General features: G+C 60.4%; 23 protein-coding genes and 1 pseudogene. 15 read left to right on the top strand and 9 right to left on the bottom strand.

What is annotated here, in order from left to right; genetic code table 11:
• Positions 1-8 precede the first annotated feature (8 nt).
• Entirely contained in the window at positions 9-1,115 is a 1,107-nt protein-coding gene (locus ACYZTW_RS04340; RefSeq protein ID WP_462003884.1) for an ABC transporter permease, read from the top strand.
• Positions 1,115-2,041, top strand: coding sequence for an ABC transporter permease (locus tag ACYZTW_RS04335; protein ID WP_462003883.1), 927 nt, complete (start codon positions 1,115-1,117; stop codon positions 2,039-2,041). Before ACYZTW_RS04340 ends, ACYZTW_RS04335 begins: the two co-directional genes overlap by 1 nt.
• A 60-nt stretch (positions 2,042-2,101) precedes the next feature.
• On the opposite strand, the gene ACYZTW_RS04330 is transcribed toward ACYZTW_RS04335, so the two are convergent.
• Positions 2,102-2,548, bottom strand: coding sequence for a hypothetical protein (locus ACYZTW_RS04330; protein ID WP_462003882.1), 447 nt, complete (start codon positions 2,546-2,548; stop codon positions 2,102-2,104).
• A gap of 82 nt (positions 2,549-2,630) precedes the next feature.
• On the opposite strand from ACYZTW_RS04330, the gene ACYZTW_RS04325 reads away from it, so the two are divergent.
• The 3 genes from ACYZTW_RS04325 (at position 2,631) to ACYZTW_RS04315 (ending at position 5,324) form a co-directional block, all read left to right on the top strand.
• The gene (locus ACYZTW_RS04325) at positions 2,631-2,981 is read left to right on the top strand and encodes a MerR family transcriptional regulator (protein ID WP_046054540.1); all 351 of its coding nucleotides are present in this window, start codon (positions 2,631-2,633) and stop codon (positions 2,979-2,981) included.
• 25 nt (positions 2,982-3,006) lie between these two features.
• Positions 3,007-3,693 (top strand): SDR family oxidoreductase, encoded by a 687-nt coding sequence (locus ACYZTW_RS04320; protein WP_462003881.1) that lies wholly within the window; start codon positions 3,007-3,009, stop codon positions 3,691-3,693.
• 272 nt (positions 3,694-3,965) lie between these two features.
• The gene (locus tag ACYZTW_RS04315) at positions 3,966-5,324 is read left to right on the top strand and encodes an 8-oxoguanine deaminase (protein ID WP_462003880.1); all 1,359 of its coding nucleotides are present in this window, start codon (positions 3,966-3,968) and stop codon (positions 5,322-5,324) included.
• Positions 5,325-5,450: 126 nt separating this feature from the next.
• On the opposite strand, the gene ACYZTW_RS04310 is transcribed toward ACYZTW_RS04315, so the two are convergent.
• Positions 5,451-6,539, bottom strand: a complete 1,089-nt coding sequence (locus tag ACYZTW_RS04310) for a calcium:cation antiporter (RefSeq protein ID WP_462003879.1) — start codon at positions 6,537-6,539, stop codon at positions 5,451-5,453.
• Between the two features lie 310 nt (positions 6,540-6,849).
• Between ACYZTW_RS04310 and ACYZTW_RS04305 the strand changes: the two genes are divergently transcribed.
• The 3 genes from ACYZTW_RS04305 (at position 6,850) to ACYZTW_RS04295 (ending at position 10,105) form a co-directional block, all read left to right on the top strand.
• Positions 6,850-7,932, top strand: a complete 1,083-nt coding sequence (locus tag ACYZTW_RS04305; protein ID WP_462003878.1) for a BMP family ABC transporter substrate-binding protein — start codon at positions 6,850-6,852, stop codon at positions 7,930-7,932.
• A 171-nt stretch (positions 7,933-8,103) separates the two neighbouring features.
• Positions 8,104-9,069, top strand: coding sequence for a 2-oxoglutarate and iron-dependent oxygenase domain-containing protein (locus ACYZTW_RS04300; protein ID WP_462003877.1), 966 nt, complete (start codon positions 8,104-8,106; stop codon positions 9,067-9,069).
• A gap of 82 nt (positions 9,070-9,151) precedes the next feature.
• Positions 9,152-10,105 carry an adenosine deaminase gene (locus tag ACYZTW_RS04295; protein WP_102615717.1) on the top strand — a complete coding sequence of 318 codons (954 nt, stop codon included), beginning with the start codon at positions 9,152-9,154 and terminating at the stop codon, positions 10,103-10,105.
• 111 nt (positions 10,106-10,216) lie between these two features.
• On the opposite strand, the gene ACYZTW_RS04290 is transcribed toward ACYZTW_RS04295, so the two are convergent.
• The 3 genes from ACYZTW_RS04290 to ACYZTW_RS04280 form a co-directional block, all read right to left on the bottom strand.
• On the bottom strand, positions 10,217-11,596 hold the full coding sequence (locus ACYZTW_RS04290; RefSeq protein WP_462003876.1) for an MFS transporter: 1,380 nt from the start codon (positions 11,594-11,596) through the stop codon (positions 10,217-10,219).
• Positions 11,597-11,723: 127 nt separating this feature from the next.
• Entirely contained in the window at positions 11,724-12,458 is a 735-nt protein-coding gene (locus tag ACYZTW_RS04285) for an ArsR/SmtB family transcription factor (protein WP_462003875.1), read from the bottom strand.
• A 317-nt stretch (positions 12,459-12,775) separates the two neighbouring features.
• Entirely contained in the window at positions 12,776-13,705 is a 930-nt protein-coding gene (locus ACYZTW_RS04280; RefSeq protein ID WP_008156521.1) for a LysR family transcriptional regulator, read from the bottom strand.
• 119 nt (positions 13,706-13,824) lie between these two features.
• Between ACYZTW_RS04280 and ACYZTW_RS04275 the strand changes: the two genes are divergently transcribed.
• From ACYZTW_RS04275 to ACYZTW_RS04265, 3 genes are all read left to right on the top strand, one after another.
• Positions 13,825-14,118, top strand: a complete 294-nt coding sequence (locus ACYZTW_RS04275; protein WP_282376847.1) for a putative quinol monooxygenase — start codon at positions 13,825-13,827, stop codon at positions 14,116-14,118.
• A gap of 33 nt (positions 14,119-14,151) precedes the next feature.
• Positions 14,152-15,165: a zinc-binding alcohol dehydrogenase family protein gene (locus ACYZTW_RS04270; RefSeq protein WP_462003874.1), complete on the top strand. Its 1,014-nt coding sequence runs from the start codon at positions 14,152-14,154 to the stop codon at positions 15,163-15,165.
• 237 nt (positions 15,166-15,402) lie between these two features.
• Complete coding sequence (locus ACYZTW_RS04265; protein ID WP_462003873.1) at positions 15,403-15,573, top strand: hypothetical protein; 171 nt, start codon at positions 15,403-15,405, stop codon at positions 15,571-15,573.
• Positions 15,574-15,581: 8 nt separating this feature from the next.
• Here the strand turns inward: ACYZTW_RS04265 and ACYZTW_RS04260 are convergent, their stop codons facing one another.
• Positions 15,582-16,778: a multidrug effflux MFS transporter gene (locus tag ACYZTW_RS04260; protein WP_462003872.1), complete on the bottom strand. Its 1,197-nt coding sequence runs from the start codon at positions 16,776-16,778 to the stop codon at positions 15,582-15,584.
• 222 nt (positions 16,779-17,000) lie between these two features.
• Positions 17,001-17,198, bottom strand: coding sequence for a heavy-metal-associated domain-containing protein (locus ACYZTW_RS04255; RefSeq protein WP_462003871.1), 198 nt, complete (start codon positions 17,196-17,198; stop codon positions 17,001-17,003).
• Positions 17,199-17,345: 147 nt separating this feature from the next.
• Between ACYZTW_RS04255 and ACYZTW_RS04250 the strand changes: the two genes are divergently transcribed.
• The 3 genes from ACYZTW_RS04250 (at position 17,346) to cueR (ending at position 20,721) form a co-directional block, all read left to right on the top strand.
• Positions 17,346-17,729 carry a hypothetical protein gene (locus tag ACYZTW_RS04250; RefSeq protein WP_462003870.1) on the top strand — a complete coding sequence of 128 codons (384 nt, stop codon included), beginning with the start codon at positions 17,346-17,348 and terminating at the stop codon, positions 17,727-17,729.
• A gap of 188 nt (positions 17,730-17,917) precedes the next feature.
• Positions 17,918-20,311, top strand: a complete 2,394-nt coding sequence (locus ACYZTW_RS04245) for a heavy metal translocating P-type ATPase (RefSeq protein WP_462003869.1) — start codon at positions 17,918-17,920, stop codon at positions 20,309-20,311.
• Positions 20,308-20,721, top strand: a complete 414-nt coding sequence (gene cueR / locus ACYZTW_RS04240) for a Cu(I)-responsive transcriptional regulator (protein ID WP_111449153.1) — start codon at positions 20,308-20,310, stop codon at positions 20,719-20,721. Before ACYZTW_RS04245 ends, cueR begins: the two co-directional genes overlap by 4 nt.
• Here cueR and ACYZTW_RS04235 read toward each other — a convergent pair.
• Together ACYZTW_RS04235 and ACYZTW_RS04230 are read right to left on the bottom strand one after the other, a co-directional pair.
• Positions 20,675-21,895 carry an MFS transporter gene (locus ACYZTW_RS04235; protein WP_462003868.1) on the bottom strand — a complete coding sequence of 407 codons (1,221 nt, stop codon included), beginning with the start codon at positions 21,893-21,895 and terminating at the stop codon, positions 20,675-20,677. The two genes, cueR and ACYZTW_RS04235, sit on opposite strands and share 47 nt — an antisense overlap.
• Positions 21,896-22,198: 303 nt before the next feature.
• Complete coding sequence (locus ACYZTW_RS04230; protein ID WP_462003867.1) at positions 22,199-23,092, bottom strand: PA4780 family RIO1-like protein kinase; 894 nt, start codon at positions 23,090-23,092, stop codon at positions 22,199-22,201.
• A gap of 458 nt (positions 23,093-23,550) precedes the next feature.
• Between ACYZTW_RS04230 and ACYZTW_RS04225 the strand changes: the two are divergent.
• Positions 23,551-24,639: pseudogene (locus ACYZTW_RS04225) on the top strand (cache domain-containing protein); the annotation flags it as partial.
• Positions 24,640-24,693 lie beyond the last annotated feature (54 nt).

Raw genomic sequence — 24,693 nt, 5'->3', positions numbered from 1 at the left:
GAGTTCACATGCTGCTTTCTCTCGAACCCCGTGGCCAGCAATCGCGCCTGATGCTGTGGTGCTCGCCGTTGCTGGCGGCCGTGCTGACACTGGGCTGTGGCTCGCTGCTGTTTATCGCGCTGGGGCATGACCCGTTACTGACCTTGCACACGTTGCTCATCGCACCAGTCAGCGACCTGTATGGCGTCTCTGAACTGCTGGTCAAAGCGCTGCCGATTTTGCTCTGCGCATTGGGGCTGGCGGTGGCGTATCAAGCGCGGATCTGGAACATCGGTGCCGAAGGTCAGTTGCTGCTCGGCGCGTTGGCCGGCAGTGCGCTGGCCGTGAATATCATCGGCCTGCAAAGTCGCTGGGCGCTGGTGTTGATCCTGCTCGCCGGCACCTTGGCCGGCGCGGCATGGGCCGGGCTGACGGCGTGGTTGCGCACGCGTTTCAACGCCAACGAAATCCTCACCAGCATCATGCTCAATTACATCGCCCTGAACCTGTTGCTGTTCTGTGTGCATGGGCCGCTGAAGGATCCGGCCGGGTTCAACTTTCCGGAGTCAGCGATGTTCGGCGATGCCAGCCGTTTGCCGCTGTTGATGGAGGACGGTCGGGTTCACGCAGGCGTGTATTTCGCCTTGCTCGCGTTGGTGGCGGTGTGGGTGTTGCTGCAGAAAAGCTTTATCGGGTTCCAGATCAAAGTGCTCGGGCTGGACAAGCGTGCGGCGGGTTTCGTCGGCTTTCGCGAGAAGCGGCTGATCTGGCTGGCGCTGTTGATCAGCGGTGGATTGGCGGGGCTGGCCGGGGTGTGTGAAGTCACCGGGCCGATCGGCCAATTGGTGCCGCAAGTCTCTCCCGGTTATGGCTATGCCGCGATCACCGTGGCGTTTCTCGGGCGACTCAATCCCATCGGTATTCTGTTTTCCAGTCTGCTGATGGCGCTGTTGTACATCGGCGGCGAGAGCGCGCAGATGAGCATGAATCTGCCGCAGGCCATCACGCAATTGTTCCAGGGAATGATGCTGTTTTTTCTGCTGGCCAGTGACGTGCTGATTCTCTACCGACCGCGCTTGAACCTGCGCTGGGCCCGTCGTGCACAGACCACCGCCGTACACGCAGGAGCGCTGTGATGGATATCGATCTGCTGAGCAATATTTTCTACGCCATGGTCCGCTGCGGCACGCCGTTGTTGTTGGTGGCACTCGGTGAATTGATCTGTGAGAAGAGCGGCGTCCTCAATCTCGGTCAGGAAGGAATGATGCTGTTTGGTGCGGTGATTGGTTTTATCGTCGCCCTGAACAGCGGCAACCTGTGGCTCGGTGTATTGCTGGCGATGCTGGCCGGGATACTGCTGTCGTCGTTGTTTGCGTTGGTGGCGCTGGTGTTCAACGCCAATCAGGTGGCCACCGGGTTGGCGCTGACGATCTTCGGCGTGGGCCTGTCGACCTTTGTCGGCGCGGCGTGGGTCGGTAAACCGCTGGCGGGTTTCGAGCCGGTGGCGATTCCTTATTTGAGTGAAATCCCGCTGATCGGGCGGATGCTGTTTGCGCAGGATCTGCTGGTGTATCTGTCGTTCGCGCTGTTTGCGCTGGTGGTCTGGGTGATTGTGAAAAGTCGCGTGGGACTGATCATTCAGGCGGTCGGGGAAAACCCGGATGCGGCCAGTGCCATGGGCTTGCCGGTGTTGGGCGTGCGCACGTTGGCGGTGCTGTTTGGTGGAGCGATGGCGGGATTGGCCGGGGCTTATTTGTCGCTGGCCTACACGCCGATGTGGGCGGAGAACATGAGCGCCGGGCGTGGCTGGATTGCCTTGGCGCTGGTGGTGTTTGCCAGTTGGCGGGTGTGGCGGTTGCTGCTGGGGGCGTATCTGTTCGGACTCGCCAGCATCCTGCACCTGGTGGCGCAGGGGTTGGGGCTGGCGATTCCGTCGAGTCTGCTGGCGATGCTGCCGTATGTCGCGACCATTGTGGTGTTGGTGCTGTTGTCCCGGGATGCGCTGCGTACGCGGTTGTATGCGCCGATGTCGTTGGGGCAGCCGTGGCAGGCAGGGCATTAGTGTTTGTCTGCACCGGCCTCTTCGCGAGCAGGCTCGCCCCCACAGTAGTCCGGGTTTAACTCAGGATTGCGGGTCGACACGGATCCCCTGTGGGAGCGAGCCTGCTCGCGAAAGCGTCCGAACAGGCAACACCTGAACAACGCCCCAAGCCAATTCAAAGAACAAGAAAATCACCAACAAAGAGCTGGCGCCATGGAGCAAGGCATAGAGCTGCCAAGCGGAGAACAGAAATCTGCCAACGGCGTCATACCGCCCAAACACCTGCTGCGGATCACGGATCCGCAGCACCGCCCACACGCAGACAATCGACCCCAACAGATTGGCCATCAGCAGGTGCATCGGCTCAAACGGCGGCAACTCGCCAGGCAAGTTGAACGCCTGACTTACACTCAACAAAACGCCATGCAACGCTGCAAAACTCCACGGCGTGGCAAACGCTGCCGTCACGATCAAGTCATACCAGGCGCTACCCTTCACCAACCGGCGATATTGCGTTGAAGTCCACATCCGTCTTGCTCCATCAATTCAGGGAGCAACAAGGCTAAAGCCTGGAGTATGCTCCAGCGTCAAGCCCTCTCGAGATGTCATGATGCGCATCGGTGAATTAGCCCAGGCCAGCGCCGTCAGCCGCGACACGCTGCGCTTCTACGAGCAGCGCGGGTTGATTGCGGCGCAACGCAGCGCCAACGGTTATCGCGACTATCCGGCGGACATGGTGCAGCTGGTGCTGTACATCAAGACCGCCCAGCGGTTGGGATTTACGCTCGGCGAGATCGGCAACAGCGTCGCCGCATTGTGGCAGTCGCCCGACCCGGACAGCGCCGTCACACAATTGCTGCAAGACAAACTCAAACTGATCGAAACCCGAATCGACGAACTCGGCGCCCTGCGTCAGGAGTTGCAGCAACGGCTCGGTCAACGTTGTCCATTAAATCCGTGATCCTCATTTATCAAGGAAGCCATTTATGTCTACGGCAAAAACCGCACTCATCATCGGCGCCTCCCGGGGCCTGGGCCTCGGTCTGGTAAAAACCCTGCTGACCGACGGCTGGCAGGTCACCGCCACCGTGCGCAACCCGCAGAACGCCGAAGCCTTGCAGGCCTTGGGCAAGGTGCGGATCGAAAAACTCGACATGGACGATCAGCAGGCGGTCATCGCCCTCAGCCAACAACTCAAGGGCGAAGTGTTTGACCTGTTGTTCGTGAACGCCGGGGTCAAAGGCCCGGAAGTTCAAACGCCGGGAGGCGCGACGCTGGCCGAAGTCGGGCAACTGTTTTTCACCAACGCCGTGGCGCCGATCAACCTGGCCCAGCGCTTCGTCGGGCAGATCCGTCCGGACAGTGGCGTGCTGGCGTTCATGAGTTCGGTGCTGGGCAGCGTGACCATGCCGGATGCGCCGGAGCTGGCGTTGTACAAGGCCAGCAAAGCAGCGCTGAACTCGATGACCAACAGCTTCGTCACTCAATTGGGCGACCAGAAACTCACCGTGCTGTCGCTGCATCCGGGTTGGGTGAAGACCGACATGGGCGGTGAAGGTGCTGACATTGATGTGGAAACCAGTACACGCGGATTGGTCGATCAGGTGAACGCATACGCCAGTAACGGCGGGCATCATTTTGTGAATTACCGGGGTGAAACCATTCCCTGGTAATCACCACCGTCTACTGTGGGAGCGAGCCTGCTCGCGAAAGCGGTTTGTCATCCAGCATTGATGTTGGATGTGAGGCCCCCTTCGCGAGCAGGCTCGCTCCCACAAGGGATCATTCCACACAGAGGCTGGGGTTGTTCTGTCGGGCCGGGCTTGCCCGCGATGCTTTTTTGAATGAAACTCCGCACCTCGTCCCCGCGGCGACCCTGGATCAGCAGACAGGGTAATCACTGAGCTGGCTAACCTGAACCCCACTTTCAGAGGAGCCGGCCAACATGCCTGCGACCCGTACCTGGTTAAAAAATCCCCTCGCGATCTTCACTGCCAATGGCCTCGATGCCCGTGGCGGCCTGGTGCTGCAAGACGGTTTGATCGTCGAAGTGCTCGCCACCGGCCAGCAACCGTCCGCGCCCTGTGGACAAGTGTTCGATGCCCGCGAGCATGTGATCCTGCCGGGACTGATCAACACCCATCACCACTTCTATCAAACCCTGACCCGAGCCTGGGCGCCGGTGGTCAATCAGCCGTTGTTCCCGTGGCTGAAAACCCTCTACCCGGTCTGGGCACGCCTCACCCCTGAAAAACTCGCCCTCGCCAGCAAAGTCGCGTTGGCCGAGTTGCTGCTGTCTGGCTGCACCACCGCGGCCGATCACCACTACCTGTTTCCGCAAGGCCTGGAAAATGCGATCGACGTACAAGTCGAGAGCGTCCGCGAACTGGGCATGCGCGCCATGCTGACGCGCGGTTCCATGAGCCTCGGCGAGAAGGACGGTGGCCTGCCGCCGCAGCAAACCGTTCAGGAAGGCGAAGTCATCCTCGCCGACAGCCAGCGCTTGATCGCCGAGTACCACGAACGTGGCGACGGCGCGCAAATCCAGATCGCCCTCGCGCCGTGCTCGCCGTTCTCGGTGACCCCGGAAATCATGTCGGCCAGCGCCGACCTGGCGAACAAACTCGACGTGCGCCTGCACACCCATCTGGCCGAAACCCTCGACGAAGAAGACTTCTGCCTGCAACGCTTCGGCCTGCGCACCGTGGATTACCTGGACAGCGTCGGCTGGCTCGGCCCGCGCACCTGGCTCGCTCACGGCATTCACTTCAACCCGGATGAAATCGCTCGCCTCGGCGCTGCCGGCACCGGCATTTGCCATTGCCCGAGTTCGAACATGCGTCTGGCTTCCGGCATTTGCCCGACGCTGGAACTGACAGCTGCGGGTGCGTTGCTGGGCTTGGGCGTGGACGGTTCGGCGTCCAACGATGCGTCGAACATGATGCTGGAAACCCGTCAGGCGCTGTACATTCAGCGGCTGCGTTATGGCGCCGAGAAGATCACGCCGGAGTTGGTGCTGGGGTGGGCGACCAAGGGTTCGGCGCAGTTGCTGGGCCGTACCGATATCGGCGAACTGGCGGTGGGCAAGCAGGCGGATCTGGCCCTGTTCAAGCTGGATGAGCTGCGGTTTTCCGGCAGCCATGATCCGGTGTCGGCGTTGCTGCTGTGCGGCGCGGATCGGGCGGATCGGGTGATGGTCGGCGGCAAATGGCGGGTGATTGATGGCCAGGTTGAAGGGTTGGATTTGAAAGGCTTGATTGCCGATCACAGTCAGGCGGCTCGACAGCTAATCGCCGGTACCTGACATAACACCAATCAAAAACTGTGGGAGCGAGCCTGCTCGCGATAGCGGTGTGTCAGACACTATCAATGTTGACTGACACTCCGTCATCGCGAGCAGGCTCGCTCCCACAGGGGATTTGTGGTGATTTCAGAGACCGAGCAGCGACAACATGATGAATGTCGCAAACAGCACAAAGTGGGTCATGCCTTCGATGGCATTGGTTTCGCCATCGTTGAGGTTGATCGCGCTGACGAGCAAGGTGAGGAAGACCATCACGGTCTGCACCGGGGTCATCGCCATCTGGAACGGCTGGCCGGTGTAGAGCGCCATCGCCTCCATCACCGGCACCGTCAGGATCACCGTCGACAGTGACGCGCCCATGGCGATGTTGACCACCGACTGCATGCGGTTGGCCAGTGCCGCCCGCAACGCGGTCAGTATCTCCGGCGCCGCCGAGATTGCCGCCACCAGGATCGCCGTTATCACCGGCGGTGCGCCCGTCCCTTCCAGGCCCAGGTCGAGGGTTTTGGACATCACCTCGGCCAATGCGCCGATCACCACCACGCCGAACACCAATGTCCCAATACTCAGCGCCAGATTGACCGGTTCAGGTTCTTCCTCCGGGACTTTCTTGCGACGTTTTTCCGGATAGCTGTAGCTGAAGAAATAACTGTGCGGCCCGACCTGCATACGCAGGAACAGGGCGTAGAGCACGATCATCGCGCCGATGGTGAACGCCGAATAAATTTTCCAGTTGGCCTCGGGAATAAACTCCGGCACCACCATGGAAACGCCCATGGCGGTGAGAATCATCACGCTGTAACTGCGCGCCGAGTCGTCGTTGTAGGACTGTTCGCCGTGCTTGATCCCGCCCATCAACGCGGCCAGACCGAGGATGCCGTTGATGTCGAGCATCACCGCCGAATAAATCGTGTCGCGCACCAGGGTCGATGAGGCCTCGTTGCTCATCATGATCGCCAGAATCACCACTTCCACCAGCACGGCGGCCAGGGTCAGGATCATCGTGCCGTAGGGGTCGCCAACTTTTTCCGCGAGCAGCTCGGCGTGATGGGCGACGCGCATGGAGGCGGCGACGATGAAGGCGATCAGTACGAGGCCGGCGGTCAGCGCAATGGGTTGGCCGCTGTGCAGCATCCAGTGTTCCAGTGGATAGGCAACGACGGCGGCGAGCAGGGCCAGCAACAGAAACGTTTCTTGCTTGAGGAATGTGAGCATTGCGGGCCTTTTTTGCCGACTGAAGCGAAATCAGGGTGATGAGCTAGTGACTGCGGGGCGGCGCTAACGTTTCGTTACACCTTAGCGCACCAGTGGATGGCAACAGGTTCAGGGCGTGCACTTTTATTGGCCTTGCGGGCCTCTTCGCGAGCAGGCTCGCTCCCACATTTGATCTCCGTGCACCGCATATCCCCTGTGGGAGCGAGCCTGCTCGCGAAGGCCGTTACACGGGCTCAGCCTATTTGTTGTCCTGTTGGTCAGCAATTTGCATTGACCTTGCCAACCTCACAACACCATGGAGTTCGAATTCATGCACAAACGTCCGTTGAAGAAGCTGCTTTGCGCCGTCGCCGCAGCCATCGGTCTGAGCGCCAGCCTGACCGCCAGTGCAGCCGACCCGCTGAAAGTCGGCTTCGTCTACATCGGTCCGATTGGCGACCACGGCTGGACGTATCAGCATGAACAGGGGCGCAAGGCGCTGGCCGAAAAATTCGGCAACCAGATCACCACCAACTACGTGGAAAACGTCGCTGAAGGCGCCGACGCCGAACGGGTGATCCGAAACATGGCCAAGGACAAGTACGACCTGATCTTCACCACGTCCTTCGGCTACATGAACCCGACCCTGAAAGTCGCCAAACAATTTCCCAAGGTGACCTTCGAACACGCCACCGGCTACAAGCAGGACAAGAACCTCGGCACCTACCTGGCGCGCACGTATGAAGGTCGCTACGTCGGCGGTTTCCTCGCGGCGAAGATGACCAAGACCAAAAAGATCGGCTATGTCGCGTCCTTTCCGATCCCGGAAGTGATCCGCGACATCAACGCCATTCAACTGGCCCTGAACACGTACAACCCCGGCACCGAGATCAAAGTGGTGTGGGTCAATTCCTGGTTCGATCCGGGCAAAGAGGCCGATGCCGCCAACGCCCTGATCGATCAGGGCGTTGACGTGGTGTTCCAGCACACCGACAGCCCGGCGCCGATCCAGGCGGCTGAACGTCGCGGCGTATATGCCGTGGGCTACGCTTCGGACATGGCGCACTTCGGGCCGAAAGCGGTGCTGACGTCCATCGTCAACGACTGGGGCCCGCACTACATTCAGGCGACCCAAAGCGCGCTCGACCACACGTGGAAATCGCAGGATTACTGGGGCGGGTTGAAGGAAGGTACGGTTGAGTTGCCGATCAGCGATCTGGTGCCGGCGCCGGTGAAGGCCGAGGCAGAGCAAATCATTGCCGACATCAAAAGCGGTGCTTTCCATCCGTTCACCGGACCGATCAAGGATCAGGCAGGCACAGAGAAAATTGCGGCGGGGGCGACGGCCAGCAACACGGAGCTGGCATCGATGAACTACTACGTCGAAGGCATGAAGGCCGAGATGCCGAAGTAGCTCCTTCAGTCAGTACACAGTACCTGTGGGAGCGAGCCGGCCCGGGCGGCGTTCCGACGATAGCGGACTAACATTCAACATGGATGTTGGCTGACACACCGCTTTCGTCGGAACGCCGCCCGGAGCCGGCTCGCTCCCACAATGGATTTTCAGCGTTCTTAAGGACTGCGCATGAATCAACTCCCAATCATCGACATCGCCCCGCTCTACAGCGATGACGCACACGCCTGGCAATCAATCGCCACGCAAATCGACCACGCCTGCCGCGTGTGGGGCTTTTTCTACATCAAAGGTCACCCGATCAGCGCAGCGCGCATTAACGCCGTGCTCGACAGCGCCCAACGTTTCTTCGCCCTCCCCGCCGCCGAAAAACTCAAGATCGACATCACCCAAACCCGCCACCACCGCGGTTATGGCGCCATCGCCACTGAACAACTCGACCCGAGCAAACCCAGCGACCTGAAAGAAACCTTCGACATGGGCCTGCACCTGCCGGCCGATCACCCTGAAGTGCTCGCGGAAAAACCCTTGCGCGGCCCCAACCGCCATCCGTCGATGCCCGGCTGGGAATCGCTGATGGAGCAGCACTACGTCGACATGCAGGCCTTGGCACAAACCCTGTTACGGACCATGACCGTAGCGCTGGGCATCGAGCGCGACTTTTTCGACACCCGCTTCGTTGAGCCGGTCAGCGTGCTGCGGATGATTCACTATCCGCCGCGCCACACTGCCAGTTCCGAAGAGCAGCAAGGCGCCGGCGCCCACACCGATTACGGCTGCATCACCCTGCTGTATCAAGATGCCGCCGGCGGTCTGCAAGTGCGAAACGTTAAAGGCAAGTGGATCGACGCACCGCCGATCGACGGCACGTTCGTGGTCAACCTCGGCGACATGATGGCGCGCTGGAGCAACGACCGTTACCTGTCGACGCCGCACCGGGTGATCAGCCCGCTGGGCGTGGACCGCTACTCGATGCCGTTCTTCGCCGAGCCGCACCCCGACACGATCATCGAATGCCTGCCCGGCTGTCAGGATGAACGGCACCCGGCAAAGTATCCGGCCACCACCTGCGCCGAATTCCTGCTCTCACGCTTCGCCGATACCTACGCCTATCGACGGGAACAGGAAGCGGTGTGATGAACCGGCTGGTCAGGTTTTGCTAATTGTTTCTACGGGCATCTGTAGAATGCTCACCATCTGCACCTGATGAGAAAAGACTATGTACGACTGGCTGAACGCCCTGCCCAAGGCAGAACTGCACCTGCACCTTGAGGGTTCGCTGGAGCCTGAGCTGCTGTTCGCCCTGGCCGAACGCAACAAGATTGCCCTGCCGTGGAGCGACGTCGAAACCCTGCGCAAGGCCTACGCCTTCAACAACCTGCAAGAGTTTCTCGACCTGTATTACCAGGGCGCTGACGTGTTGCGCACCTCTCAGGATTTCTACGACCTGACCTGGGCTTACCTGTTGCGTTGCAAGGCGCAGAACGTGATTCACACCGAACCGTTCTTCGACCCGCAGACCCACACCGACCGTGGCGTGCCGTTCGAAGTGGTGCTCAACGGTATCGCCGCCGCGTTGAAGGATGGCGAGCAGCAACTGGGCATCACCAGCGGTTTGATCCTGAGCTTCCTGCGCCACTTGAGCGAAGAAGAAGCCGAGAAAACCCTCGACCAGGCGCTGCCGTTCCGTGATGCGTTTGTCGCCGTCGGTCTGGACAGTTCGGAAATGGGTCACCCGCCGAGCAAGTTCCAGCGCGTGTTTGATCGTGCCCGTCACGAAGGCTTCCTGACCGTTGCCCACGCCGGTGAAGAAGGCCCGCCCGAGTACATCTGGGAAGCCCTCGACTTGCTGAAAATCCAGCGCATCGACCATGGCGTGCGCGCCATCGAAGACGAGCGTTTGATGCAGCGAATCATCGACGAGCAAATCCCGTTGACCGTGTGCCCGTTGTCGAACACCAAACTCTGCGTGTTCGATCACATGTCTCAGCACAACATTCTCGACATGCTCGAGCGTGGCGTGAAAGTGACCGTGAACTCGGATGACCCGGCGTACTTCGGCGGTTATGTCACCGAGAACTTCCACGCGTTGTACACCCATTTGGGCATGACTCAGGATCAAGCCAAGCGGTTGGCGCAGAACAGCCTGGATGCACGGTTGGTGAAACCCTAGGGCTCACCACATAACCACTGTGGGAGCGCGAGCCTGCTCGCGAAGGCGTCAGATCAGTCAATGATGATGTCGACTGGAATACCGTCTTCGCGAGCAGGCTCGCTCCCACAATTAGATCGGGGTTGCTTCAGTCAATTCCTCCAACGTCTTGCCTCTGGTCTCCATCCCGAACACCCACACCACCCCTGCCGCAATCGCAAAACACATCGCCCCCAGCGCAAACACCCCGCCCTGCCCGGTCATCGGGAACACGAGCCCGGTCACCATTGGCCCGAGCAACGAACCCACGCGGCCAATCGCCGAAGCAAATCCCGAGCCCGTGGCCCGCGCGGATGTCGGGTACAACTCCGGCGTGTAGGTGTAAAGCACCGCCCACATGCCGAACAGGAAAAACTGCATCAGCAGCCCCGAGGCAATCAACAGGCTGACGTTGCCGCCAAACACTGCGCTCTGACCATAAAGAAACGCCATCACCCCGCCGCCGAGCAACGTCACCACGCACACCGGTTTGCGCCCCCAACGCTCCACCAGCCAGGCGGCCATCAGGAAACCGGGAATCCCGCCGAGGGAAATCAGCACTGTGTAATACACCGACTGAGTCACGGCAAAACCCGACTGCTGCAGCAAGGCACTGAGCCAGGACGTCAGGCCATAGAACCCCAGCAAAGCGAAGAACCAGACACTCCAGATCATCATCGTGCGCTGGCGATACAGCGGCGACCAGATCTGCCGCAACGCGGAAAAGAAATGGCCCGGCGTACTCGCCACTCTCGGCAGGCGGATCGGCTCAGGCAGATCCGAACGTCCCAGAGATGTCCGGACCCGATCTTCGATGCGCAGCAAGACCTTGTCTGCCACGGCATGATGCCCGGCCTGTTCCAGCCAGCGCGGTGATTCGGGAATGAAAAAGCGAATCGCCAGGACAAACACCGCCGGCACCGCCAACACCAGGAAGATGTCCCGCCAGCCAATCACCGGCAGCAGGAAGTACGACAGTACGCCGGCGGCGACGAAGCCCAGCGGCCAGAAACCGTCCATCAACGCAATGTAACGCCCGCGCCCTTTGGCTGGAATCAGCTCCGAGAGCATCGACTGAGCGATGGGAAACTCCATGCCCATGCCGATCCCCAACAGGATTCGAAACAACGTCAGCGTTTCGACGTTCTGCGCCGTGGAGCACAGATAACTGGCGATCCCCCACAACACGATGCTCCACTGGAACACCGGTTTTCGACCGAAGCGGTCGGCCAGCATGCCAGACAGCGACGCCCCCACCACCATGCCGAAAAAGCTCGAACTGGCCAGCAACCCGGCCTGTGCCGTGCTCAGGCCAAACTCGGATTTGATCGAGCCGAGCAGGAAGGTCATCATCGCCAGGTCCATGGAGTCGAAGAAAAACGCCAGAGCAATGATGATGAAAATGATCCGGTGATAACCACTGATGGGCAGCCGTTCCAGTCGTTCCGCCGCGCTGAAGCCTCGTGTTTCCATACCACATTCCCTCGATCCGAAAGTCCCCGGACGAGTGTGCGCGATAGCCGCTGGGGGTTACTGCTGGATGCGACCTGTTCGCAGCTCTGAACGACGCCCGAAGCTTCGGACGTCGATCTCGATGCGTCTACAACGCCATTTCCAGCTCGGTTTCCTTGGCGAACCGATGGATTTCACGCTGCCCAGCGGCGGTGATCTGCAAGGCTCGCGAATCGTTGGGCAGGCTCAACCAACCTGACTGCATGAACAATTGCAGCAACGCCGCCCCCAGTGATCCGCCCATGTGCGGGCGCCTTTCGCTCCAGTCAGGACAAGCGCAAGCGACTCTGCTGTTGCGATGGGCCAGCGCCTGGATGAACACACCCCGTGTCGCCAATTGCGTGGCGCCCTTGTGGGTGATCATGACCCGCTGATCGAACTGTTCGATCCAGCCCGCATCCAGCAGACGCTGGTACAGATCGGCGGCGAGGGTGCCGCCCAAATGGTCGTCGCAAAGCCTGGCGCGCAATAATGACGAAGGCGCCGCCTGAGGTTTGGCGATGGGTGTCGTGCGTTTGAAAATGTCCGGGATTTCCCGAGGCGTGCTGGCCAGGGTGGCGCTGGCCAGTGCCTCTATCGCGGCCCCCACTTCGGGCGCGGCAAGACGAAAGAACCGCTTGCGGCCGCGGATTTCGACTTTCAACAGACCTCCGGCGGACAAACGCCCCAGATGCGCACTGGCCGAAGACGGTGACAGGCCAGCCAACAAGGCCAGCTCTTCGGTTTGCCGCGCCGAGCCGTCCATCAAGGCCCACATCATTGCGCTGCGCTTTGGGTCAGCCAGCAACGTGGCGATCTGGCTGATGCAAGGTGCATGTTCCATGTATTCACTCCCTGTTGAATCGTTTCGTCTACTGCTCAGAGACATCTTGACCAGTAATGTGTCGTCGGCCAAGGCGTGGAAACCGCCATAAACCGGGCAAAGCCAGGCATTCGCACAGGCCATTGCTTCGCAGGTTTCGCAAAGCCGCGGCGATTGACCCTGGGGCCTGGCTGACTCGGACGTGGACTCGCCATTGCGAGATCGACGGTGCGTACATGAGGCGAGCGCTAGTATAGGCGGGTTAACCGCCGGTTCCTGCCCTTGGGAATCCATTGGTGGTGATAGTTCCTGAGTGAAATTTCGCTATTTGCCTGCGACTAATGATCGGCACCCGATAACGTCGGAAATTGGCTGCTCAACCGGGCGCATCGACTGGCGAGCATTTCCCGCAAAAGGTTCACCGGCTTACTCAATTGTGCGCGATGGGCGCACAGTAAATTCAGCGGTGCGCGCTCGCAGAGCAGTTCCGGCATGAGCACTTTCAATCGACCGGCCAGCACATCGGCTGCGACATCGAGCCAGGATTTGTAGGCGATCCCGGCACCTGCCACGGCCCACAGCCGCACGACATCGGCATCATCGCTGAAACGATCGCCGCTGACGGTCAGGCTGACCTCGCGTTTGCCGTCGTGGAAACTCCAATGATCGTGGACCCGGCTGCCGAGCATGAACAGCAGGCAGTTGTGCTGAGCCAGTTGCTCCAGTTGCCGAGGCTCGCCATGCCGGGCCAGGTAACTCGGGGCGGCACAGAGGACGCGGCGGTTCTGCGGGGCAATGGGCAGCGCCACCAGGCTTGAGTCTTCCGGCTCGCCGTAACGCAGGGCGATGTCCACCGGTTGGCGGAACAGGTCGGCGATGCGGTCGCCCAACAGCAAACGCACCGTGAGTTTCGGATGCTCACGCTGAAACTCGTCTAGCCAGGGCAGCAGCAGGTTGCGGCCAAAGTCCGAAGGCGCCGACAGCTGCAAAATCCCGCTGACCTGGTCCTGACCGCTGGCCAATAAACGACGGCCCTCGTCGAGATTACTCAAGGCGGCCCGAGCGTATTCGAGAAATCCCTCGCCTTCAGCGGTCAGCCGCAGGCTGCGGGTAGAACGGGCGAGCAACCGGGCGCCGAGCTGCTGTTCGATGCGCTTCAACGCCGCACTGGCTACCGCGGCCGACATGTCCATCCCGCGCGCCGCCGCTGACAGACTGCCCAGGTCCGCCGCCCGGACAAACAACTGCAAGTCATCGAAACGCAGCATTGTTCAGCCTCGATTATCAAAAAAACATTGAAAGAGACTGCTCTTTTAGCGGGTTTTATCTTGCGGAGAAATAGCCAATCATCCGTCCCATCGAATTCATCCCGTTCCCGGAGCCGAACATGTCCCAGCCTTTCACCGCTATCGCCACTCTCATCGCCAAAGCCGGCCAGCAGGACGCCCTCGAACAGCACCTGCGTGCGCTGCTGGAACCGACCCGCGCCGAGGCCGGTTGCGGTCAATACGACTTGCACCAGGACCTCGCCAATCCTCACGCCTTCTACATGATCGAACACTGGAGCAGCGACGAAGCGCTGCAAGCCCATGACGCCAGCGCGCATATCCAGAACTTCCGCGCCAAGGCAGGCGACTTTCTCGAACATTTCGACCTCAAGCGCCTGCGCTCCATCGTCTGATCTGCCTTCTTTTATTACTTCTCAGGAGCCCGTATGAAAGCCATTGCCTACTACGCCTCGTTGCCAATCAGCGACGAACATTCTCTGCAAGACATCGAACTGCCAGAACCGGTTGCCGGCCCGCGTGACCTGTTGGTGGAAGTCAAAGCCATCTCGGTCAACCCGGTGGATACCAAGGTCCGCCAGAACGTCCAGCCTGAAGCGGGCGCGCCGAAAGTGCTGGGCTGGGACGTGGCCGGGGTGGTCAAGGCTGTCGGCAGTGAAGTGACGCTGTTCAAGGCCGGCGACAAGGTGTTCTACGCTGGCTCCATCGCCCGAGCTGGCGGCAACAGCGAACTGCACGTGGTAGACGAACGGATCGTCGGCCATATGCCGAAAACCCTCGGTTTCGCCGAAGCCGCCGCGCTGCCGCTGACCGCTATCACCGCGTGGGAATTGCTCTTCGAACGCCTGCAAGTGCGTGAAAGCAAAACCGATGAGGGCCAGAGCCTTTTGATCGTCGGTGCCGCGGGCGGTGTGGGGTCGATCCTCACGCAATTGGCCAGCCAGCTCACCGGGCTGAACGTCATCGGCACGGCTTCCCGGCCGCAAACCCAGAGCTGGGTTCGTGAGCTGGGTGCCGACCTGGTGATCGATCACAGCCAGCCGTTGAGCGAAGAACTCAAACGCGCAGGCGTCGACCATGTGACCCACGTCGCCAGCCTGACCCAGACCGATCACCACCTGGATCAATTGGTCGAGGCACTGGCACCGCAAGGCAAACTGGCCCTGATCGATGATCCGAAGGCGCTGGACGTGACCAAGCTCAAGCGCAAGAGCCTGTCGCTGCACTGGGAGTTCATGTACACCCGCTCGCTGTTCGAAACCGCAGACATGATCGAGCAGCACACATTGCTTAACCGCGTGGCTGAGCTGATCGACGCCGGGACGCTGAAGACCACGGTCGGCGAGCACTTCGGGACCATCAACGCGGCGAACCTGCGCCGTGCCCATGAACTGCTCGAAAGTGGCAAGTCCAAGGGCAAGATTGTGCTTGAAGGGTTCTAAGGACCAAGGTCAAAAGATCGCAGGCTTCGCCAGCTCCTACAAGGTCGGGTGTACACCCCTGTTTCCGGTCGTACACAAATCCTGTAGGAGCTGCCGAAGGCTGCGATCTTTTTGCATTTCAAACCGTCAGTCCGAGAGTTGACCCTTGTCACAATTGCGATCGTATTCGGGTCTACAATCGAGTCCTCTGCGGCACAATCTTTTATGTGACATCTTTTACGAGAGGAGAGATCAGCAATGAAGATCCTGATAAAAGAATTGGCAAAATCCCAGTGGCAAGTCCGTTTGGACCAACACACCGTGACATTCCGCAGCGAAGCCGAAGCCCGCGCCTTCACCCGCACCCTTGAAGCACGACTACAAGCACCTCATCAAATTATTGACCGCCAGCAGCGTGCCGCTGGCTGAGTCCATCCTCAGACCTGGGCTTGCGCCAGTGCCCGGGCATTTTGCAAACGCCGGGTAAGCATCGCCACGCTCACCACCAGAATTCCGCACAAGCTGATGACCATGGCCATCGGCATGGCGCTGCCATCGTGTAAAACGCCTACCAGTGCTGCGGCCCCGGCGGCGACGCTGAATTGCAGGCAACCGAGCATCGCCGACGCACTGCCGGCGCGAGCGCCCTGCCCGTTCATGGCGCAGGCCGAGGCGTTGGGGAGGATGCAACCGAGGCTGGCGATACAAACAAACAGCGGAATCAGCAACGGCCATAGCTGCGCGGTGTGCAGCGAACTGACGGCCAGCAGCGCCAGACCGGCGCCGACGTAGATCCACACGGTGCGCGCCAGCAAGAACGCCGGGCCACGTTTAGCCAGCAATCGTGCATTGAGCTGCGCCACCAGGATGAAACCCGCCGCGTTGGTGCCGAACAGCCAGCCGAAATGCTCGGCCGGCACGCCATACAGTTTGATGAACACGAACGGTGAACCGGCGATGTAGGCAAACATCCCGGCGATGGCGATGCCACCGGTCAGGGCGTGGCCGAGGTAGACCGGGTCCGACAACAGTCGACCGTACTGACGCAACGCCCCCGACAACGGTTGACGCGGCACATGGGCCGGCAGACTTTCCGGCAGCCCGAGCGCCACGGCCAAGCCTGCCAGCGCACTGAAACCGGTCAGCACGAGAAATATCGACTGCCAGCCTGTGGTGTTGACCAACAGCCCACCCAGCATGGGCGCAAGAATCGGCGCAAGGCCCATCACCAGCATCAGCTGCGAAAAGACCTTCGCCGAACCCACTGCATCGCATTTATCGCTGACAATCGCCCGTGCGATCACCATCCCTGCGCACCCACCCAACGCCTGGATAAACCGCGCGCCAATCAGCCATTCAAGGTTCGGCGCATAGGCGCAGGCCAGGGAGGCCGCGGTAAATAGGCCGACGCCGGTCAGCAAGGGAATGCGTCGCCCAAAACGATCCGCCACCGGGCCATAAGCCAGTTGACCGATGGACAAGCCAAGGAAATACGCCGCCAGGGTCAACTGAACGTGTTTTTCATCGGTGGCGAAGGCGAGCGCCATCGCCGGGAAGGCCGGCAGATAGAAATCGATCGCCAGCGGACCGAAGGCGCTCAAGGCGCCAAGAATCAAAATGGTACGCAAATTCATCAGGCATCCAGTTGGACAGGGGGCGGCAGCCCCACAGTCTAGCCGCGCATGGACGCCTTGAACATTCCGTTAGGTCGCTAACTATTAAAAACCACTGGATGAATACAAAACCTGTGTGGGAGCGAGCCTGCTTGCGAAGACGGTGTGTCATTCAGCATCAATGGCGACTGACACTCCGTCTTCGCGAGCAGGCTCGCTCCCACAGGGGATTTGTGCTTGAGTTCAGGCGAGTTTTGCGGCGTAGCCTTCTTCGGTGATCGCCGCGATCACCTGATCCGCTGTCAACGCACTCTCGACACCGACTTCTTTCGCGGCCAGATCAATCCGCACGCTAGCCGCAGGATCCTTGGCTTGCAGCGCCTGGGTGATGGCGTTGACGCAGTGACCGCAGGACATGCCTTGAACGTTGAACATTTGCATGGGATGACTCCTTGAGTAAGGTTGCGTGCAGTCTCGAGCTTGCCACCATGGCAAGGTCAAGTTCTGAAGTGCGCTGCCGGGCTGGCAATCGGCATCGCGCTCGGCCAAGCTGCGTCCATCAATGACTCGACATCAGGAGATTCAGCCATGCGCTGGTCAGCTCTCAGCCTGTTTGGCTTTCTCAGCCTTTTCGCCGCCGTGCCCTCGGTCAATGCTGCCGGGGAGGACTACGGCGTGCTGATCATTTCCCGCGAGCGCCTGGAAGTCGCTACCTCCTGCGAGATCGGCGTGTACATTCACGATCAGTTGTCGGCGCGGTTGTTCCAGGAACAAAGCACCTCGTTCAATCTGCCGCCGGGCGATGTGTCCCTGCGTCTGAAACTGCTGCCGGGCCAGGCGCCGGGTTGCAATCCCGGCATGCTTGCACCGGGTTCACAGACCATCACGCTCAAGGCCGGTGACGTGCTGAAGTTCCGGATTGCGATGACACAGGAAGGGATGTATCTGAAACCCGCTGCCCTCGAATATTGAGTCGCCGGTAAAAAAAGATCAAAAGATCGCAGCCTCGTTGCACTCGACAGCTCCTACAAGGATTCGTATCCCCTGTAGGAGCTGTCGAGTGCAACGAGGCTGCGATCTTTTGATCTGGGACATGGCGCTTGACCTTGCCAGCATGGCAAGGTTGATCCTGTAGGTATCTTCTACAGGGAGCGTGACTGATGTCCGAATCCACCACTTTCGATCTGCCGATTGCCGGCATGACCTGCGCCAGTTGCGCCGGGCGTGTCGAGCGTGCTTTGAGCAAAGTCATCGGCGCCTCCGCCGTCAGCGTCAACCTGGCCACTGAGCAAGCCCGGGGTCAAGCGCCCAGCGGCAGCCTGCCGGCCTTGATGGACGCCGTGCAGCAGGCCGGTTACAGCGTGCCGCAGCAGAGTCTGGAATTGAGCATCGACGGCATGACCTGCGCTTCCTGCGTCGGCCGGGTCGAACGAGCGCTGGCCAAGGTACCAGGGGTCAAAAGCGTCAGCGTAAACCTGGCTAACGAACGCGCGCACCTTGAGCTGCTCGGCCAGATCGATCCGCAAACCCTGATCGGCGCGGTGACCAAGGCCGGTTATAGCGCCAGCGTCTGGGAAGTTGAACACCCACAAACCGACCTTCAGCAACAGCGCCTGCACCGCGAGCGTTGGGCCTTGATCATGGCGATCGTCCTCGCGACGCCGTTGGTTTTACCGATGTTGCTGCAACCGTTCGGCGTGCACTGGATGCTCCCGGCCTGGGTGCAATTCGCGCTGGCCACGCCGGTGCAATTCATCTTCGGTGCGCGGTTTTACGTCGCTGCATGGAAAGCCGTGCGCGCCGGTGCGGGCAACATGGATTTGCTGGTCGCGTTGGGCACCAGCGCCGGCTATGGTTTGAGTCTCTATGAATGGGCGTCCGCCACCGGGCGCATGCCGCACCTGTATTTCGAAGCCTCGGCGGTGGTGATTGCCTTGGTGCTGCTGGGTAAATACCTGGAAAGCCGCGCCAAACGCCAGACCGCCAGTGCCATTCGCGCTCTCGAAGCCTTGCGCCCGGAGCGGGCGATTCAGGTGATCGACGGCCGCGAGCAAGATGTCGCCATCAGCGCATTGCGTCTGAATGATCGGGTCATGGTCAAACCCGGCGAACGCTTCCCGGTGGACGGTGAAGTGGTCGAAGGCCAGAGCCACGCCGACGAAGCGCTGATCAGCGGCGAAAGCCTGCCAGTGCCCAAACAACCCGGCGACAAGGTCACCGGCGGCGCGATCAATGGCGAAGGCCGGTTGCTCGTTCGCACCCTGGCCTTGGGCGCGGAAACCGTGCTCGCCCGCATCATCCGCCTCGTCGAAGATGCTCAAGCGGCGAAGGCACCGATCCAGAAACTGGTGGATAAAGTCAGTCAGGTGTTCGTGCCAACGGTCCTTCTGATTGCGTTGGCAACCTTGATCGGTTGGTGGTTGTACGGCGCGCCGATGGAAACGGCGCTGATCAATGCCGTGGCGGTATTGGTGATCGCCTGCCCTTGCGCCCTGGGGTTGGCCACACCAACGGCAATTATGGCCGGCACCGGCGTGGCGGCGCGCCACGGGATTCTGATCAAGGACGCCGAAGCTTTGGAGCGTGCCCATGAAGTCAGTGCGGTGGTCTTCGACAAGACTGGCACGCTGACTTCGGGTGCCCCGCGTATCGCTCATTTGAGCGCAATCAACAATGACGAAGCGGCCCTGCTGCAAATGGCCGGCGCCCTGCAACGCGGCAGTGAACATCCGCTGGCCAAGGCGGTTCTGGACGCTTGCGCCGAACGCAGCTTGACGGTAGCCGATGTCACCGACAGCCAGTCCCTGACCGGCCGAGGCATCGCGGGCACTCTCGACGGTCGTCGATTGGCGCTGGGCAATCGTCGTCTGTTGGAAGAGAGCAGCTTGAGCGCAGGTGAATGGGCGGATTCCGCCACCGCGTGGGAGACCGAAGGCCGGACCCTGTCCTGGCTGATCGAGCAAAGCCCCGAGCCGCGAGTATTGGGCCTCTTCGCTTTCGGCGACACCCTCAAACCCGGCGCACTGCAAGCCGTACAACAACTCAACGCACGCAACATCAGCAGCCATCTGCTGACCGGCGACAATCGGGGCAGTGCCAACGTGGTTGCCGAGGCGCTGGGCATCACGGATGTCCACGCCGAAGTACTGCCGGCGGACAAAGCCGCCACCGTCGCCACACTCAAGAAAACCGGCGTGGTAGCGATGGTCGGCGACGGCATCAACGACGCACCCGCCTTGGCCGCCGCAGACATCGGCATCGCCATGGGGGGTGGCACCGACGTTGCGATGCACGCGGCCGGGATCACCCTGATGCGCGGCGACCCACGGCTGGTGCCGGCGGCGCTGGAGATCAGCCGCAAGACTTACGCGAAGATTCGTCAGAACCTGTTCTGGGCCTTCGTCTACAACCTGATCGGAATTCCGCTGGCAGCCTTCGGTTTCCTCAACCCGGTGCTGGCCGGTGCGGCCATGGCGTTGTCGAGCGTCAGCGTGGTGAGCAATGCGCTACTGTTGAAAACCTGGACACCCAAGGATCTGGAGGACAACCGATGAACATCGGCCAAGCGGCCCGCCAAAGCGGCCTGAGCGCGAAGATGATTCGTTATTACGAATCCATCGGTTTGCTCAAGGCCGCCCATCGTACCGACAGCGGTTACCGGGTTTACGGCGACGATGACCTGCACACCCTGGCGTTCATCAAGCGTTCCCGGGACCTGGGGTTCTCACTGGAAGAGGTCGGCAAACTGCTGACCCTCTGGCAGGACCGCCAACGAGCCAGTGCCGACGTGAAGGCCCTGGCACGTCAGCACATTGATGAGCTGAACCAGAAAATCCGCGAACTCGGCCAACTGCGCGACACCCTGCAGGACCTGGTCGAACACTGCCATGGCGATCACCGTCCCGACTGCCCGATCCTCAAGAACCTGGAGTCGGGCTGTTGCGCCCCACCCGCTCGCCCCTGATTGCCAGCCCCTTCACCACCAACAAGGTGGTGAGGGGAATGCCGTGAAACAACAGCACCACGGCACCCGGCGCCCACCACGAATAGAACGGCGCGGCGATCAGCATGCCGACGCCGAACCCGGTCATTTGCAACAACGTCAGAAAGCTGAAAATCGGCAGGCGCAGGCTGTCCGGTTCACGCTGCAGACGCGACATCAGTCCTACCTCCGAGAAGCCGTCGCCGAGACCCGCCGGCAGCGAGAACAGCAGCAGCCCGTAAAGGGTCTGCTGCTGAAACATCAGGATGAAGCCGCAGGACATCAGCAACACGCCAAAAAAGAAACGTCGCTCCAGGTTCACGTTATCCGAGCCTTTCAGCCGGCTGGCGATGCGCGTGCCGATGAGTTTTCCACTGGCCCAGACCGCCAGCATCAGACCCAGCGTGGTGCTGGCCGACTCGGGCGTCAGCAGTCTGGAAATAATCGGAAAACCCACGTTGTGCGCGGCACTGCCAAGGGTGTCGGCCATGGCCACCGCGAGCATCGCCGCCACCACCGGTGCACTGCGCAGCCCCTGGAGCAGGGCCGCCCATTCACCACGTTCGTGGGGTGGTTCGGTGCTGGGCGCAGGTTGTGAAAAGCGCAACGGCAAGATGACCAGCGCGGCCAGCAAATAAGTGACCACGTTCAATGCAAACACCGTTTCAAAGCCGAATGCCGCCACTAACAGCCCCGACGCCAGACTTCCACCGACCATAGCTGCCGACGACGCCGAGGTGATCCAGGCGTTGGTCTTGAGCAAATGCTCAGCCTCGATCAAGTGCGGCAACTGACTGTTGAGGCCGATGGCGAACATCGAGTTGCCGAATCCCAGGCCGAAAGCGATCACTGGTAACAGCAGCATCTGCTGGGTGACCGGCAGCACCAGCAGCAGGCCCAGCAGCCCGGCGCGCAACAGGTCGAAGGCAATCAACGGCAGGCGCCCGGCCCAGCGGCGATAAAACGTCGTACCGATGAGGCTGGCGAAGATCCCACCGGCCACGCGGCTGGCGAGGAAGATGCCAACGCTCATGGCGCTGTTGCTCAACAGGTAGACGTAAGTAGCCAGGGCGACCATGTTGAGGAAGGCACCGAAGTCCGAGACCAGACGGGCGGTGATGATCAGTTGGGCATTGCGGGTGGATACGGTGTTCACATTCAATCCTTGAGTGTGGTTTTGGGCCGGTGGCAGTAGACGCGTTTTTTTGTGGATCTGGAAGCCACCCCTCACCCTAACCCTCTCCCCAGGGGGGCGAGGGAACTGACCGAGGTGTATTTCGAGGTACATCGACCTGAGATTCCGAGTCGAACTCAGGCTTTGAAAAACATGGAGATCGGCTCCCTTTCCCCCTCTCCCCTCTGGGGAGAGGGCTGGGGTGAGGGGTCGATCCACATGACACACCACCAAAATCCAGCAAACACAAAAAACCCGGCCAAAGCCGGGTTTTTCATTAACCAATCACTGCATCCAAGGTGGAGGCGGCTCTTCGGTTTTGCCAGGCGGCGCATCATCTGCCGCGCGCACCGCTTGTTTGCGCTCTTCATCAAGGCGTGCCGCCTCGATCTCGCGCATGATCCCGCCAACGTCAGCCAACTCTTCCGGCTCATCGAACTCACCGGTCAAAATGCTGGCCGGGTGCAAGGTGCCGGCCTCGTACAAGGCCCACATTTCCTTGGCGTACTTGGTCTTTCTCAACTCCGGCGCAAACCGCCCGAAGTAGGACGCCATGTTGCCGACATCCCGCTCCAGCATGCTGAACGCGTGGTTGTTGCCCGCCGCGTCGACCGCTTGCGGCAGATCGATGATCACCGGGCCGGTCGGGGTCAACAGTACGTTGAACTCCGACAGGTCACCGTGCACCAGACCGGTACACAACATCAGCACGATCTGCGAAATCAGGAACGTGTGGTACTCGCGCGCCTGGTCCGGCTCCAGCACCACATCGTTCAAACGCGGTGCGGCATCGCCGTATTCATCGGCCACCAGTTCCATGAGCAGTACGCCTTCCAGGAAGTCATACGGCTTGGGAACCCGCACACCGGCACCGGCCAGACGGAACAGGGCCGCCACTTCGGCATTCTGCCAGGCGTCTTCGGTTTCTTTCTTGCCGAACTTCGAGCCTTTGGCCATCGCACGAGCCTGACGGCTGTTGCGCACCTTGCGGCCTTCCTGATACTCGGCCGCCTGACGGAAACTGCGTTTATTCGCCTCCTTGTAGACCTTCGCGCAACGTAACTCGTTGCCGCAGCGCACCACATAAACAGCTGCTTCTTTACCACTCATGAGTGGGCGCAGCACCTCGTCGACCAGACCGTCCTCGATCAGGGGTTCAATGCGTTTTGGAGTCTTCATCAGCTTTTATTGGGGGTCCTTTATTACCAAACACGCGAAAGTCATTCGTTATACGGCAATCCACTCATTCGGGGGAGGGGTTGCCGACCTATGAACGTTCCAGTGACCGTCAGATGCACACAATGTGCCGGTTTAATCAGTCAACAACCGCCGGTCGTCATCGGCCGCCACAGATCATAGCTGAGCCTGCGTCACTTGTTGCTGAAGGGCTAAGCAGGTATTTGCGACAGAAGCTGACATCTCGATTCATACCCTTCGTAGGATTTTTCTTAATAGGCCTCAATTTCCGCCTCGGCCAGCCGAAGTCATCAGTGACAAAGTGATTTGTCCGACAATCGTTTCGACTACAACAACGATGGCGCACTCACGGAACCGGGTCGATCAAAAACGTTTACGGCTGCCAATAATCCGCGAGTCATCTGCACTGCGTGGGTCTACAAGAAAAATCTGGAGCGCGGATGAACATCAAACAGAAGTTGACCTGGGCGTTTGCAATCATCGCCTGCTTGCCGGTGGTGCTGGTCGCTACCCTGGTTGTGCTGAACTTGCGCAGTGATGCCAAGGACAGTTTCGTTGACGGCAGTGGCCGCGAAATTCGTCAGGTCAGCAACGCCATGCAACTGTTCTTTGACGGCATCAGCCAGAACGTGGATTACCTGGCGACCCAACCGCTGATCAAAAACTCCGACGACAGCCTCAAGACCTACATGAGCGCCAACGCCGAGAGCATTCCCCAAGGCGAGATGGACAAAAAGGTCTTCGGCCTCCTACAGGACTTGGGTAACAGTCACCCGTCCTACGCCTATGCCATCCTCGGCACCGCGGCGGGCGGTTATGTGTCCTGGCCGGACGATGCCAAGCTGAGCAATTACGACCCGCGCCAGCGCCCCTGGTACAAGGCTGCCCAGGCCAAACCGGGCAAGCCGTTGCGCACTGAGGCCTATTACTGGGCCCAGGACGACGCGACGTATGTCAGCACCGTGCGCACCATCGACAACAAGTTGGGCAGCAATGGCGGCGTGGTCAGCATCGACGTGACGCTCAAGCAGCTCACCGAAATCGTCAAACAGATCAAGCTCGGTGAAACCGGCTACCTGATGCTGCTGGAAAACACCGGCACTGTGCTGGTCGATCCGAAGCAACCGGAACACAACTTTAAAGCGCTGAGCAGCCTCGGCGACGGCTACGCGCAACTGGCCAAGGCCGGCAAAGGGCTGGTGGAAGTCGAGCTGAACGGCGAACGCTACATGGCCAACGTCTGGCCGTCGGAACAGTTGGGTTGGACCTTTATCGGCCTGATCAAGCAGACCGACGTGATGAGTTCGGCCACCCAGCTGACCTGGCTGATCGCGATCATCGCCGCCGTGCTGGCCGTATTCTTCGCCATCGTCGGCGCCAGTTTCGCCAGCCTCATCGTGCGGCCGATCCGCAGCGTGGCCAGCGGTCTGGAAGGCATCGCCCAAGGTGAAGGCGACCTGACCAAGAACCTGCAAATCCGTGGCAGCGATGAAACCGCGCAACTGGCCAACTGGTTCAACCAGTTTTTGGCGGCAATTCGCAACCTGATCCAGAGCATTGGCGGCGCCGCGACCAAAATTCTC

The sequence above is a fragment of the Pseudomonas sp. LB3P25 genome (genome assembly GCF_054897985.1).
The sequence above is the reverse complement of the archived record's forward strand: the minus strand, read 5'-3'. Positions and strand labels throughout refer to the sequence as shown.